The organism is Perspicuibacillus lycopersici (assembly GCF_025660475.1).
Taxonomy (GTDB): Bacteria; Bacillota; Bacilli; order Bacillales; family Caldibacillaceae; genus Perspicuibacillus; species Perspicuibacillus lycopersici.
Genome location: NZ_JAOUSF010000002.1, coordinates 173,264 through 187,644 on the forward strand (window position 1 = coordinate 173,264; position 14,381 = coordinate 187,644).

The window sequence follows — 14,381 nt, forward strand, 5'->3', positions numbered from 1 at the left end:
AAAAAAGAAACGAAAACTGCCTAGCACCACTTTATCGAAAGATTTTATTTGAATAAACAAGTATGATTGCTCATCCTTCGATAAAATTAGAACTAGGCAGATTACCATTTACATGTATGAAACGTCTAGAACTTTAAGTTACCTTTTAACAATTTTCCCCTGCTCGCAAATAGCCCATGCTTCGGTGAGAACAAAAAGCTGAACAGGAATACTAACCCCGTGGCAAATGCCATCGAGCCAGATATCGATGTATCCATAAATGCAGCAATATAATAACCAGCAATAGCAGCAATTACACCAAAGCTACCACTAAGTAGAAGCATAATGGATAATCGATCCGTCCATAAATAGGCAGATGCTGCTGGTGTTATTAACATCGCCACCACCATAATCGCACCTACCGCATCAAAGGAAGCAACGGTTGTCACAGATACTAGACACATAAACAAATAGTGCATGAACACAACAGGAATTCCTAAGCTAGCTGCAAGTGCAGGATCAAAGGTAGTAATTTTCCATTCCTTGTAAAATGCTACAATACAAAAAGTGACAAACATTACGATTAATGCTAATAATGCTGTTGCTTTCGGAACCTCACCTATTACTGGTAACGCCATTCTTTCCCAAGGAATAAATGTTATTTCTCCCATTAATGCATGCTTTACATCTAGATGTGCATTTCCTACAGATGTAGCTATTAAGATAACTCCAATTGCAAATAGCGTAGTAAATACGATGCCTAATGATGCATGTTCTTGGACCCCTAATGTATGCAGCCACTGTACCATAAAGGCAGTAAGCAATCCTGCGATAATTGCACCGACTAACATATGAATCCCACTTAATTCTTTTGTCACTAAATAGGCAGTTACAATGCCAAGTAATACAGTATGACTAATAGCATCTGCCATCATCGCCATTTTGCGGAGGATAAGAAAAACGCCAATAATTCCGCAAGATAAGCCGACAAGTGATGCAGTCATTATAATCCAGCCGGTATATGTCATTTTACTCCACCTCCTTTGTTTTCAAGCGAATATTATTGGCATGAAAGCCAACCAGTCTTTTATGCCTTTTTCGTTGAATATACTGTATAAGTAGTCCGTGTTCCTTTCCAAATAGGAGAGAAATGATAAATAGTGCAGCAGCAAATAACACAATAAACGGTCCGGTCGGCCAACTACTACCGAGCGCACTAATAAAGGTTCCAAGTGCACCTGAAATTCCACCCATTATGGCAGATAGGAGAATCATCGTTTTAAACGAATGTGTCCAATATCTAGCACTTACTGAAGGAATAATGATTAGAGCGGCAATTAAAATAACTCCTACCGCTTGAATGCCCACGACAATCGTCGTCACAAAGATTGTCATATAAATACCGTTCATCCATTTTAGTGATAGGCCAAGCCCTTTTGCAAAGTTTGGATCAAACAAATATAGCTTCCATTCTTTAAATCCAATGAATACAATTAAAATTACGACACTAGTCAAGCAAAACATGGTGACAACATCTGATTGCACCATTGCTGCTGCCTGCCCAAAAATGAAGCTATCTAAGCCACTTTGATTACCACCAGCGGTTCGATTTACAATGGTTAAAAGCATAATGCCGAATCCAAAAAATACCGATAAAATCATCCCCATCGCAGTATCCTCTTTAATTCTAGTAGAGGATTGAATGAAATGAATGAAATATGCACCTAATAATGCACTAATGCCAGCTCCGATTATCATAATGATTAAATTTTTTTCACCAAGCATCAAATAAGCGATTACCACACCAGGTAATGCCGCATGTGCTAATGAGTCACTTAGTAAGCTCTGCTTTTTCCAATACGCTAAACAGCCAATCGTTCCTGCGGCAATCCCTAAAATTGTGGTACTGAACAACACCCATTGAAGACTGCTATTTAACAGGATAGAGCCCATATCCATTCTCCTCTCCTAACCAACGAATGTCTCCTCCATATGTTTTCGCAATATTATTCCTTGTAAAAACTTCTTTTGTTTTTCCATGGGCAATTACTGTACGATTTAAAAATAATACATGATCATAATAATCCGTCACCGTTTGCAGGTCATGATGGACAACTAGAACGGTTTTACCTATAGACTTTAATTCTTGTAGCGTCTTCATAATGGCTCGTTCTGTTGCGGCATCGACACCTGCTAACGGCTCATCCATGAAATATAGATCGGCTTCTTGAACTAATGCTCTCGCTAAAAAGACGCGTTGCTGCTGTCCTCCAGATAGCTGACTAATTTGGCGGTTTGCATAATCTGCCATTCCCATTTTTTCTAATGCTTCATATGCTTTTCTTTTATGTGCACTGGATGCTCGTTTAAACCAGCCAACTTGACCATATAATCCCATTGTTACAACATCCAATGCATCGGTTGGGAAATCCCAATCAACAGAACCTCTTTGTGGTACATAGCCAATTCTTTTTTTCATTTTTTCTAAGCTCGAATGAAAAAAGCTGACAGTTCCTTGTAAGGAAGGATGGAGATTAAGCATTGTTTTCATTAACGTAGATTTTCCTGCCCCATTTGGGCCAACTATCCCTGTTAATGATCCGGAATTAATTTCAAAGCTAACGTTTTCCAAAACAGTGTTCTTCCGATATGCAGCAGCTAAATTTCCCACCTTTAGTACAATATCAGACATCTTATTCCACTCCTTTTCGTAATGCTTCATAAATAGTGTTTATATTATGGCGATACATTCCAATATAAGTACCTACCTCTGTACCTGCCTCACCCATTGCATCTGAATATAATTCTCCGCCAAGCTCAATATTTAACCCTTCGCTCTTTGCACCTTCCATTACTGCTTGGATTGTTTCTTTGTTTATGCTACTTTCAATAAACACTGCCGGCACCTTATATTGTTTAATTAATTCAATTGTTTCTTGAATATCCGATACGCCGATTTCACTTTCAGTACTTATCCCCTGTAATCCTACAACTTTTATTTGATGCATTCTCCCAAAATAGCCAAACGCATCATGTGCTGTTACTAGCACACGTTGTTCTTCAGGAATTTCTGCTAATTTCTTTGCTTCTTCTTTTAAGGAATCCAGTTCGGCAAAATATTTCTGTTCATTTTCTTCAAAGTAATCGGCATTCTCGGGGGAAAATGCTTTAAGCTCTTCTACCGCTGCATGAAGCGCTTGTTTCCAAAGATCGATATCAAACCAAATATGTGGGTCTACAGCACCTGTTTCATCATATAGTAAAGCTTCCTTTGGAATTGCCTCTCCGAGCGCAGCTACCGGTTTTGTCTTACCGATCTCTTCAAAAATTTCAACCATATTTGCTTCTAAATGGAGACCACTATAGAAAACAATATCAGCATTATCCATTGTTGTAATATCACCATGTGTGGCGTTGTATAAGTGTGGATCAACGGACGGTCCCATTAAGCTTTTCACTTCGACTTTATCGCCACCAATGATTGATATCGGCTCACCGATTTGAGCAATCGTTGTAACTACTTGGATTTTCCCATCTGCTTCACCATTTCCCTCTTGACTACTACATGCCGCTAAAAAAACAATAACCGCCATAATCAGCATTAAAGAAATTCTTTTGAACAACCTCTTCATTTTTTCATCACTCCCTATTTGTTTCCTTTGGGAAACTTTTTGATAATTTTAACTTAATATTTAATCTTGCTAATGTCAATAACTTTTTCTTAAAGTTTAATATTTTTACCAAAGGAAACTTTTTCGTCATCTTTTTTGTTAGGTAGTTTGTGGAAATATGTATGGAATTTAATCGAAGGAAGGATGGGGAAAGGCGGGATAAAAAAAAATCCCAAAGCATAAGCTTCGGGATTTTTCATCAATCAATCTTATTTAGTAAGATTGTAGAAAGTTTTCTTACCTAAGTATTGAGCAGTTTCACCTAATTGATCTTCAATACGTAGTAATTGGTTATATTTCGCTACACGATCAGTACGAGAAGGTGCACCAGTTTTGATTTGACCAGCGTTTGTAGCAACTGCAATATCTGCAATTGTGCTATCTTCAGTTTCACCAGAACGATGAGATACGACTGCTGTATAACCAGCGCGTTTTGCCATTTCGATTGCATCAAATGTTTCAGTTAATGTACCGATTTGGTTTACTTTGATTAAGATAGAGTTACCGATACCTTGTTCGATACCACGTGCTAATTTTTCAGTGTTTGTAACGAATAAATCGTCACCAACTAATTGTACTTTTTTACCAAGACGGTCTGTTAATAATTTGAAACCTTCCCAGTCGTTTTCATCTAAACCATCTTCGATAGATACGATTGGGTATTTACTGCAAAGATCTTCATAGAATGAAACCATTTCTTCAGAAGTACGAACAACACCTTCACCAGGGAAATGGTATTTACCGTCTTCTTTATTGTAAAGTTCAGAAGATGCTACGTCCATTGCAAGCATTACTTCTTCACCTGGTTTGTAACCAGCTTTTTCAATTGCTTCGATAATGATAGCAAGTGCTTCTTCATTAGATTTTAAGCTTGGTGCGAAACCACCTTCATCACCAACAGCTGTGTTGTAGCCTTTTGATTTAAGAACGGAACGTAGGTTATGGAAAATTTCAGCACCCATACGTAATGCTTCACGGAAGTTTGGAGCACCTACTGGCATAACCATGAATTCTTGAATATCTACTGTACTATCTGCATGTGCACCACCGTTTAAGATGTTCATCATTGGTACTGGTAATTGTTTTGTATTGAATCCACCAAGGTATTGGTATAGTTCAACACCTAGTAAATCAGCAGCTGCGCGAGCAACAGCCATAGATACACCTAGGATAGCATTTGCACCTAGTTTACCTTTGTTTTCTGTACCGTCTAATTCGATCATTGCACGGTCAATTGCTACTTGATCCATTACATTGAAACCAATGATTTCTGGAGCGATAATATCATTAACATTTTCAACTGCTTTTAAAACACCTTTACCCATGTAACGGTTTTTGTCTCCGTCACGAAGTTCCACTGCTTCATATTCACCTGTTGAAGCACCACTTGGAACTAGTGCACGACCAAATGCACCTGATTCAGTGTAAACTTCTACTTCTACTGTTGGGTTCCCACGGGAATCTAATACTTCACGAGCATATACTTCTGTAATTAATGGCATATGTTTTTCTCTCCTTTTAATTTTCATCATTTAATATGTGTTTTCGTTTGTTATTTTATTAGCGTTTTTCCAGTCATTTCTTTTGGTTGTTCAACATTTAGTAAATCTAGCATTGTTGGTGCTAAATCGCCTAAAATACCATCTGTTCTTAATTCAACATCTTTTTTCGTTACAATGACAGGGACAGGATTGGTGGTATGTGCAGTCATTGGTTGACCCTCTAATGTTACTACTTCATCAGAATTTCCGTGGTCAGCAGTAATTATTGCATTTCCACCTTTTTCTAAAATAAGGTCAACAATTTTACCTAAGCATTCATCTACTGTTTCAATCGCTTTAATTGTTGGCTCTAATTTACCGGAGTGCCCAACCATATCTGGATTTGCAAAGTTTAAGATAATCGCATCAAACTTATCTTCGTTAATCGCATTTAATAGTGCATCCGTTACTTCATAAGCACTCATTTCTGGTTTAAGATCATAGGTTGCCACTTTTGGAGAGTTAATTAATATCCGTTCCTCTCCAGGGAATGGATCCTCTTTCCCACCATTAAAGAAAAATGTTACATGTGGATATTTTTCCGTTTCAGCAATTCGCAACTGTTTTAAACCATTTTGTGATAATACTTCACCAAGTGTATTATCTAGATTTGTTGGTAGGAATGCCACATATCCATTAACACTTTCACTGAAATGGGTTAAGCATACGAAGTATAAATGTTTCGGATGTTTTGGACCACGATCGAATGAACGAAAATCTTCATTTGTAAAGGTATTGGAAATTTGAATTGCACGGTCTGGTCTAAAGTTATAGAAAATAACCGCATCATTATCTTGAACAGTTGCTACCGGTTCTCCGTTTTCTTGAACGATTACGGAAGGAAGTACGAATTCATCGTAGATTCCATTTTGATAGCTATCTTCTACTAATTCGATCGGATCTTTATAAGTAGGACCTTCACCATAAACCATGGAACGATAAGATTTTTCTACACGATCCCAACGTTTATCACGGTCCATAGAATAGTATCTACCAGAAATCGTTGCAAATTTACCGACACCATATTCGTTCATTTTTTCTAATGTTTCGGAAATATAGGCTTTAGCCGTTTGTGGACCTACATCTCTTCCGTCTAAAAATCCATGTACATAAACATTTTCGACTCCTTGCTCTTTTGCAAGACGAAGAAGTGCATATAAATGTTGAATATGGGAGTGAACACCACCATCAGACAATAACCCCATGATATGCAAATTCGTTCCATTTTGTTTTACATGGTTCATTGCGTTAAGGAATGTTTCATTCTTCGCAAATTCGCCTTCACGAATTGAAAGATTCACTCTTGTTAAGCTTTGGTACACAACTCTTCCTGCACCAATATTTAAATGACCAACCTCGGAGTTACCCATTTGACCATCTGGTAATCCTACAAATTCCCCATCTGCACGTAAAGTAGCATGGGGAAATTCATTCCAGAATCGATCAAAATTAGGTTTTTTTGCTTGGGCAACAGCATTTCCTTTTGTTTCGTCGCGTAATCCAAATCCATCAAGAATGATTAACGCCTTTGGAGATTTTGCCATTATTTACCTTCCTCCAATAGTTGAACAAATGATTGTGGTTCTAAGCTTGCTCCACCAACTAATGCTCCATCAATGTGGGTTTGACCCATATATTCTTTAATATTACTTGGTTTCACACTACCACCGTATTGAATTCTCACTTGTTCAGCAGTTTCATTTGAGAACATACCAGCAACAACTTCACGGATATATCCACAAACTTCATTTGCATCTGCAGCACTGGAAGATTTTCCTGTACCAATTGCCCAAATTGGTTCATAAGCAATAACTACTTTTGCAGCTTGTGCTTCTGTTAAACCTTCAAGTCCTTTTTTCACTTGTGTTTCCACTACTTGTTTCGTTTCGTTTGCTTCTCTTTGTGCTAGTGTTTCTCCAACACATACAATTGGAGTTAGTGCGTGTGCAAATGCAGCATGAACTTTTTTATTTACTGTTTCATCTGTTTCATTGAACATTTCACGTCTTTCAGAGTGGCCAATAATTACATATTGTACCCCAAGATCCGCTAATGCCTTTGGACTGATTTCACCTGTAAATGCACCGGATTCTTCAAAATGCATTGTTTGGGCACCAACACCTAGCTCTGTTCCCTTCACTTGTTGTACTAGTCGATCTAAGAACAAAGCAGGAGAACAAACAACTGATTCTACTTCATTATTTGAAGGGATTTGGCTTTTCACTTCCTCTACAAAGCTAACTGCTTCTTGTAGCGTTTTGTTCATTTTCCAATTCCCAGCGATAATTGGTTTACGCATTGACACCATCCCAACTTCTGTTTTATTTAAATGTGAAAATGGCAATATGCCATTTTCTATTTTTTACATGAGCGTTACGCTTATTTATCGTTTAATGCTGCAACACCTGGTAATACTTTACCTTCCATAAATTCTAAGGAAGCACCACCACCTGTTGAAACATGGCTCATTTTATCTGCTAAATGGAATTTCTCTGCAGCTGCAGCAGAATCGCCTCCACCAATAATGGAGAATGTATCTTTTGCATTAGCAAGTGCTTCAGCTACTGCTTTTGTTCCTTGTGCAAATGTATCTAATTCGAATACTCCCATTGGTCCATTCCAAATAACTAGTTTCGAATTATTTACTACATCTTTATAAATTTCACGAGTTTTTGGTCCAATATCAAGTGCTTCCCAATCAGCAGGTATTTCTTCGATAGAAACAACTTTTGTATTAGCTGTTTCAGAGAAGTCATCTGCTACGATTACATCTACTGGCATGTAGAAATTAACACCTTTATCTTTTGCTTTTTGAATAAATTGTAATGCTAAATCCATTTTATCTTCTTCAAGCAATGATTTACCGATTTCATGGCCTAATGCTTTTACGAAAGTATACGCAAGTCCGCCACCGATAATAAGGTTATCTACTTTATCTAATAGATTTTCGATTACACCAATTTTATCTTTAACTTTAGCTCCACCGATAATTGCAGTGAATGGACGTTCTGGATTAGTTAATGCGCCACCAAGTGCAGCCAATTCTTTTTCCATTAAGAATCCTGAAACAGCAGGTAAATAGTTTGCGATACCTTCTGTGGAAGCGTGTGCTCTATGTGCGGCACCAAACGCATCGTTCACGTAAATATCTGCAAGCTCAGCAAATGCTTTTGCTAGTTCTGGATCATTTTTTGTTTCGCCCGGATAGAAACGAACATTTTCTAATAATAGAACATCTCCATCTTCCATCGTTGCGATTTCTGCTTTCACTGTTTCGCCGTATGCTTCTTGCGCTTTGCGAACATTTTTTCCAAGCAATTCAGCTAGTCGTTCACCTGCAGCTGTCAAACGTAGTTCTTCTACTACTTGACCATTTGGACGACCTAAATGACTTGCTAAAATAACTTTCGCCCCTTGGTCGATTAAATACTGAATAGTTGGTAATGCAGCACGAATTCTAGTATCATCCGTTACTTTACCATCCTTCATTGGCACATTGAAATCTACGCGGACAAATACGCGTTTACCTTTTACATCCACATCTTTAACTGTTTTTTTATTCATTTTCACGCCTCCTTGGTATCTAACTATTCATTGGAGAATTCTTTAATATGTAAAAAAGGGGCTGGGAAGTGAATCCCCGCTCCCCTTTTTATAGGCATACTGAATTACTATTTTATTTATGGATTTTCTTCCAAACAAAATGGTAAAATCGTTTATTTCTTATAGACCTTGTTTTGCAATGTAGTTTACAAGATCTACTACACGGTTAGAATAACCAAATTCATTATCGTACCAAGAAAGAACTTTTACCATGTTTCCTTCCATAACCATAGTAGATAAAGCATCTACAGTTGAAGAAACAGTAGTACCGTTGAAGTCGCTAGATACTAATGGAAGTTCAGTGTAAGCTAAAATACCTTTTAATTCACCTTCAGCTGCTTCTTTAAGTGCTGCATTTACTTCTTCTACAGTTACTTCTTTGTCTAGTTCTGCAACTAAGTCAACTACAGAAACGTTTGGAGTTGGAACACGTACTGCCATACCGTTTAATTTACCTTTTAATTCAGGTAATACTAATGCAACAGCTTTAGCCGCACCAGTTGTAGTTGGGATCATGTTTTGTGCAGCTGCACGAGCACGACGGTAATCTTTATGTGGTAAATCTAAGATTTGTTGGTCATTTGTGTATGAGTGAATAGTAGTCATCATACCACGTTTGATACCGAATTTTTCATTTAATACTTTAGCAAATGGTGCTAAGCAATTTGTAGTACAAGAAGCGTTAGAAATTACATGATGGCTAGCTGCATCATATTTATCTTCGTTAACACCCATAACGATTGTAATATCTTCGTTACTTGCTGGTGCAGAGATAACAACTTTTTTAGCTCCTGCTTCTAAGTGTTTTGCTGCACTGTCACGGTCTGTGAAACGACCAGTAGATTCAATAACAACTTCAACACCTAATTCTGCCCAAGGAAGTTGAGCTGGATCACGTTCAGCAACAACTTTCACTTTTTGACCTGCTACTACAAGGTATTCACCGTCAACAGTAACATCTTGATCTAATGTACCGTGTACGGAATCATATTTAAGTAAGTGTGCAAGCATTTTTGCATCTGTTAAATCGTTAATTGCTACGATTTCAAAATCAGAATGTTTTAACGCTGCGCGGAATACGTTACGTCCGATACGTCCAAATCCATTTATACCAACTTTAACTGCCATGTTTATTTCCTCCTTTAGAACATTTAATAAATATATATAAAAGGGATTAACCCTTTAATATTGATTTAGTAACTACCTCATCGGTAACTAGCACAGTATGCTTTGGAGCAAACTTCATATAAGCTTTAATTGCTTTCACTTTTGTTGCTCCGCCTGCTACAGCGTAAATGTGGGAAATCTTTTCTAAATCCTCTAGCTGTAATCCAACCGTCTGTACACTATGAACAATATCGCCATTTTCATTGAAATAATAACCAAATGCCTCTGCAACAGCTTTTTCCTGAATGATTTTTTGTAAATCCTCTTCGGAAGTATTTCTTCTTTTAGCCATTGTTAACGCATCGCCAATTCCATGAATTAGGATATTTGCGGATTTAATTTTTCCGAGAACTTTCCGGATGGAAGGTTCTTGAATGAAGGAATTATATACTTCCTCACTCACTTGGTCTGGAACATATAGCACCATATGATCTGCTTGGCTCTTTTCCGCCATTTTTTCACATATCGTATTTGCTTGATTTTTTATATCTGTTCCAATTCCGCCTCTTGCAGGTACAAATAGAAGATTTTTCCCACCAAAATCTGGTGTTAGTGCATCAGCGACTGCAGCCATCGTTGTTCCACCAGTGACAGCAATAATATTCTCGTCCTTTAAATGACTTTTAATACTATTGAGGCATGCTCTTCCTAATTCGGATTTAACCCATGCTGATTCTTCACTGTCTCCAGAAACAACAATACATTGAGACACGTCTAGCAAGCTTTCTAAAGCATCTTCTAATTCCGGTAAACCCGAAATATCTCTCATAATATGTTCAAGTTTCCCTAAAATTATTTTTCCCTCTTCTGTCAAACTCATTCCAGAGTTTGCCACAGAAAGAAGATTTTGTTCCTTTAGAAATTGAATTTCACCACGTAAAACTCGTTCAGTGATATTCAAGCTTTGCGATAAGCTTCTCCTACCAACTGGTTGCATTAACTGAATGTAACGAAGAATTTGATATCTCTTTTGCATGATTTTTATGAGATCAGGCAATAATCTTTTTTGAACATCAATTATCGAATTCATCTTTTAGGTGCTCCTTCATGATAACGGCTGGTCATTTTGAGTCCACGTTGTACTTAATATGTCCCACCATCACCAAAAAAATAAACAATAAATTTGTTTATGTAGTGATCTCGTTGGTCGAAAATTGACCCGTGTAGTCATTTTGTGTCCCGCTAAATCATACAACTTCGTTACAAATTAAGTGTAACAGTATTTAGTGGGAAATTCAACCATTATCTCGATTGTTTTTCTCGTTTAAATACATTTTTAAATCACTTTTCACAATATTGCCGTATTGTATGATTTCTCCATTTATCTCTACTACCGGTATACAGAGACCATATTTTTCCGTGAGGACATCACTGCTGTCAATATCTATTTCTTGAATTTGAAATTCGAATAGCTCTTGAATTTCCAGAAGGATTTCTTTTGCATTTTCACATAAATGACAGCCTTGTCTCGTATAAAGAATTACTGCTTCTACCAATATCCTATCTTCCCTTCTACTATATGTTCGAATGATTTGGATTGTTACAAGTATTGCTATAAGTTCTGATTTTATTTTAATGGATATTTTGCTTGAAGGAAAATAATATGGATATTTTTGTACGGTATTATTTGAAAGTAGTGTGTCCTATTTGTATTTCCACTCGGAGTCAATCTCTATACAAAATCGTTATTGCTTTTTATTACCTCATCATTTATAATTAATGTTGTCATTTGTAAATATGCCCTCGTGGTGCAACGGATAGCACGTAAGATTCCGGTTCTTAAAATGGGGGTTCGATTCCCTCCGAGGGCGCTACTAAAATTGTTTCTACTTATATAAGTAGAAACAATTTTTTTGTTTGAGAGTTGTAGCAAAAGGTGATTGCTTATTTATTCTAATTTACCGGTCTATTTTAAACGGGTTTCTCGCTTACTTTTCGTTTAATGCCCTCTATCTAAAGGATTTCTCCCCTGATTCTTGCTCCTTTTCCTTTTGATGCTTGCACTCTAAAGGATTTCTGGCCCTATTCTCACTCACTTTCCTTTTGACGCTCACATTCTAAAGGAATTCTAGCCCTATTCTTGCTCGCTTTCCTTTTGATGCTCACTATCTAAGGGATTTCACCACTAATTATTGCTCGCTTTCCTTTTGATGCCCGCTCTCTATAGGATTTCTCCCCTGATTCTTGCTCCTTTTCCTTTTGATGCTCACTATCTAAGGGATTTCACCCCTAATTATTGCCCACTTTCCTTTTGATGCCCGCTCTCTATAGGATTTCTCCCCTGATTCTTGCTCCTTTTCCTTTTGACGCCAACTATCTAAAGGATTTCTACCTTGATTCCTACTCACTTTCCTTTTGATACCTTCTATCTAAAGGATTTCACCCCTAACTCTCGCTCACTTTCCTTTTGATGCCTACCCTCTAAAGGATTTCAAGCCCTATTCCTGCTCGCTTTCCTTTTGATACTCACTCTCTAAAGGATTTCTACCCTGATTCTCACTCGCTTTCCTTTTGACGCCAACTATCTAAAGGATTTCAAGCCCTATTCTTGCTCCCTTTCCTTTTGATACCTACCCTCTAAAGGATTTCTGGCCCTATTCCTGCTCGCTTTCCTTTTGATGCCTACCCTCTAAAGGATTTCTGGCCCTATTCTCGCTCGCTTTCCTTTTGATGCCCACTCTCTAAAGGATTTCTACCCTGATTCTCACTCGCTTTCCTTTTGATGCTCACTATCTAAAGGATTTCTACCCTTATTATTGCTCACTTTCCTTTCGATACCTTCTATCTAAAGGATTTCAGGCCCTATTCTCGCTCGCTTTCCTTTTGATGCCCACTCTCTAAAGAATTTCACCTCTTATTCTCGCTCCCTTTCCTTTTGACGCCCACTATCTAAAGGATTCCAAGCCCTATTCTTGCTCCCTTTCCTTTTGACGCCAACTATCTAAAGGATTTCTACCCTGATTCCTGCTCCCTTTCCTTTTGATGCCTACCCTCTAAAGGATTTCTGGCCCTATTCTCACTCGCTTTCCTTTTGATACCTACCCTCTAAAAAATTTCAAGCCCTATTCCTGCTCGCTTTCCTTTTGATTCCCGCTCTCTAAAGAATTTCTACCCAAATTCATGCTTACATTTCTATTCATACTCGCTATCATACGGTTTTTCCTGAAATCCCCGTTCACTTCCACCATATATCCTTGTCATTAGCTACTTCCTTTTGTTCCGCCAAGCTTTCTTTTTTAAACCAATGGTAATTATATACGAAACATAGTCATAAGGTTTATAATAAAATAGGAATGGGTATGATGGAAAAGAAGTTTTTTGAATTAATTTCTGTAATTCTTTATGTTTGACCTTTATTGACCATCATTGTAAAATATACATAAAATAAGAAGGCTTATTAGGGGAGCTTCTCCTATCTTGATTATTTTTAAATTAGAGGAGGAAAATACAATGAATTTAATTCCTACAGTTATTGAACAAACAAATCGCGGTGAACGTGCATATGATATTTACTCTCGTTTGTTAAAGGATCGTATTATCATGCTGGGGAGTGCTATTGACGATAATGTGGCGAACTCAATTGTTGCACAATTATTGTTCTTAGATGCAGAAAACCCTGGAAAAGATATCTCTTTATACATCAATAGCCCTGGTGGAAGCATCACAGCTGGTATGGCTATTTATGACACAATGCAATTTATCAAATCAGATGTGCAAACAATCTGTATCGGTATGGCTGCATCAATGGGTGCATTCTTACTATCCGCAGGACAAAAAGGTAAACGTTATGCATTACCAAATGCAGAAGTAATGATTCACCAACCACTTGGTGGTGCACAAGGGCAAGCAACAGAAATCGAAATTGCTGCTAAACGTATTCTTTTCTTACGTGAAAAATTAAATAAAATTCTTTCTGAAAATACTGGTCAACCAATCGATGTAATCAGCAAAGATACAGACCGTGATAACTTTATGACAGCTGAAAAAGCAAAAGAATATGGACTAATTGACCATATTATTACTCGTAACGATCTATCTAAATAAGATGCAATGAAATAACCCCACAGAAATCTGTGGGGTTCATTATTTTAATATGCAAACATTATTATATTCTATCAATCCACATTTTCGATGAATTCTGCAAGGCCAGTTAATGCCTTTTCCTCGTCTGTCCCATCTGCGATTAAGGTAACCTCAGAACCGTTTGCAATCGCCAAGCTCATGATTCCCATAATACTTTTTGCGTTTACTTTTTTATTGTCTTTTTCAATAAACACTTCTGATACGTAACGATTTGCTTCTTGGACAAATAAAGCAGCAGGACGTGCCTGTAAACCTGTTTTTATTTTTACAACCACTTTTTTTTCTACCAAGCTGAACCCCTCCCCTTCATATGTTAAATCTATAATACTTTGAATTT

13 protein-coding genes and 1 tRNA gene are annotated in these 14,381 nt (G+C 37.4%); 2 read left to right on the forward strand and 12 right to left on the reverse strand.

Going from position 1 to position 14,381, the window contains the following annotated elements; translation table 11 throughout:
- Positions 1-125: 125 nt before the first annotated feature.
- From OEV98_RS05005 to OEV98_RS05055, 11 genes are all read right to left on the reverse strand, one after another.
- Positions 126-1,007: a metal ABC transporter permease gene (locus OEV98_RS05005; protein WP_263072118.1), complete on the reverse strand. Its 882-nt coding sequence runs from the start codon at positions 1,005-1,007 to the stop codon at positions 126-128.
- 1 nt (position 1,008) lies between these two features.
- Positions 1,009-1,932, reverse strand: a complete 924-nt coding sequence (locus OEV98_RS05010) for a metal ABC transporter permease (protein ID WP_263072707.1) — start codon at positions 1,930-1,932, stop codon at positions 1,009-1,011.
- Complete coding sequence (locus tag OEV98_RS05015) at positions 1,910-2,671, reverse strand: metal ABC transporter ATP-binding protein (protein WP_263072119.1); 762 nt, start codon at positions 2,669-2,671, stop codon at positions 1,910-1,912. Before OEV98_RS05015 ends, OEV98_RS05010 begins: the two co-directional genes overlap by 23 nt.
- 1 nt (position 2,672) lies before the next feature.
- Entirely contained in the window at positions 2,673-3,611 is a 939-nt protein-coding gene (locus OEV98_RS05020) for a metal ABC transporter solute-binding protein, Zn/Mn family (protein WP_263072120.1), read from the reverse strand.
- A 248-nt stretch (positions 3,612-3,859) separates the two neighbouring features.
- On the reverse strand, positions 3,860-5,152 hold the full coding sequence (gene eno / locus OEV98_RS05025) for a phosphopyruvate hydratase (RefSeq protein ID WP_263072121.1): 1,293 nt from the start codon (positions 5,150-5,152) through the stop codon (positions 3,860-3,862).
- Positions 5,153-5,202: 50 nt separating this feature from the next.
- Positions 5,203-6,735, reverse strand: a complete 1,533-nt coding sequence (gpmI, locus tag OEV98_RS05030; RefSeq protein WP_263072122.1) for a 2,3-bisphosphoglycerate-independent phosphoglycerate mutase — start codon at positions 6,733-6,735, stop codon at positions 5,203-5,205.
- A complete protein-coding gene (gene tpiA, locus OEV98_RS05035) occupies positions 6,735-7,490 on the reverse strand; it encodes a triose-phosphate isomerase (protein WP_263072123.1) in 756 nt (251 codons plus the stop codon). The genes gpmI and tpiA overlap by 1 nt, the downstream gene beginning before the upstream one ends.
- Positions 7,491-7,570: 80 nt before the next feature.
- On the reverse strand, positions 7,571-8,755 hold the full coding sequence (locus OEV98_RS05040) for a phosphoglycerate kinase (protein ID WP_263072124.1): 1,185 nt from the start codon (positions 8,753-8,755) through the stop codon (positions 7,571-7,573).
- Positions 8,756-8,914: 159 nt separating this feature from the next.
- On the reverse strand, positions 8,915-9,922 hold the full coding sequence (gene gap, locus OEV98_RS05045) for a type I glyceraldehyde-3-phosphate dehydrogenase (RefSeq protein ID WP_263072125.1): 1,008 nt from the start codon (positions 9,920-9,922) through the stop codon (positions 8,915-8,917).
- A 46-nt stretch (positions 9,923-9,968) separates the two neighbouring features.
- The gene (locus OEV98_RS05050; protein ID WP_263072126.1) at positions 9,969-10,991 is read right to left on the reverse strand and encodes a sugar-binding transcriptional regulator; all 1,023 of its coding nucleotides are present in this window, start codon (positions 10,989-10,991) and stop codon (positions 9,969-9,971) included.
- 205 nt (positions 10,992-11,196) lie between these two features.
- Positions 11,197-11,457, reverse strand: a complete 261-nt coding sequence (locus OEV98_RS05055; protein WP_263072127.1) for a glutaredoxin family protein — start codon at positions 11,455-11,457, stop codon at positions 11,197-11,199.
- 243 nt (positions 11,458-11,700) lie between these two features.
- Between OEV98_RS05055 and OEV98_RS05060 the strand changes: the two genes are divergently transcribed.
- Both OEV98_RS05060 and clpP read left to right on the forward strand, forming a co-directional pair.
- Positions 11,701-11,772 (forward strand) — tRNA-Arg (locus OEV98_RS05060).
- Between the two features lie 1,612 nt (positions 11,773-13,384).
- Positions 13,385-14,005: an ATP-dependent Clp endopeptidase proteolytic subunit ClpP gene (gene clpP / locus OEV98_RS05065; protein WP_263072708.1), complete on the forward strand. Its 621-nt coding sequence runs from the start codon at positions 13,385-13,387 to the stop codon at positions 14,003-14,005.
- 71 nt (positions 14,006-14,076) lie between these two features.
- Here clpP and OEV98_RS05070 read toward each other — a convergent pair whose 3' ends face one another.
- Entirely contained in the window at positions 14,077-14,334 is a 258-nt protein-coding gene (locus OEV98_RS05070) for an HPr family phosphocarrier protein (RefSeq protein WP_263072128.1), read from the reverse strand.
- Between the last annotated feature and the right edge of the window lie 47 nt (positions 14,335-14,381).

Excerpts from the sequence above, each read along its gene's own strand:
- OEV98_RS05050 (WP_263072126.1), bottom strand. The coding sequence starts at position 10,991 with ATGAATTCGATAATTGATGTTCAAAAAAGATTATTGCCTGATCTCATA.
- gpmI (WP_263072122.1), bottom strand. The coding sequence starts at position 6,735 with ATGGCAAAATCTCCAAAGGCGTTAATCATTCTTGATGGATTTGGATTA.
- OEV98_RS05010 (WP_263072707.1), bottom strand. The coding sequence starts at position 1,932 with ATGGGCTCTATCCTGTTAAATAGCAGTCTTCAATGGGTGTTGTTCAGT.
- gap (WP_263072125.1), bottom strand. The coding sequence starts at position 9,922 with ATGGCAGTTAAAGTTGGTATAAATGGATTTGGACGTATCGGACGTAAC.
- OEV98_RS05040 (WP_263072124.1), bottom strand. The coding sequence starts at position 8,755 with ATGAATAAAAAAACAGTTAAAGATGTGGATGTAAAAGGTAAACGCGTA.
- OEV98_RS05015 (WP_263072119.1), bottom strand. The coding sequence starts at position 2,671 with ATGTCTGATATTGTACTAAAGGTGGGAAATTTAGCTGCTGCATATCGG.
- eno (WP_263072121.1), bottom strand. The coding sequence starts at position 5,152 with ATGCCATTAATTACAGAAGTATATGCTCGTGAAGTATTAGATTCCCGT.
- tpiA (WP_263072123.1), bottom strand. The coding sequence starts at position 7,490 with ATGCGTAAACCAATTATCGCTGGGAATTGGAAAATGAACAAAACGCTA.
- OEV98_RS05005 (WP_263072118.1), bottom strand. The coding sequence starts at position 1,007 with ATGACATATACCGGCTGGATTATAATGACTGCATCACTTGTCGGCTTA.
- OEV98_RS05020 (WP_263072120.1), bottom strand. The coding sequence starts at position 3,611 with ATGAAGAGGTTGTTCAAAAGAATTTCTTTAATGCTGATTATGGCGGTT.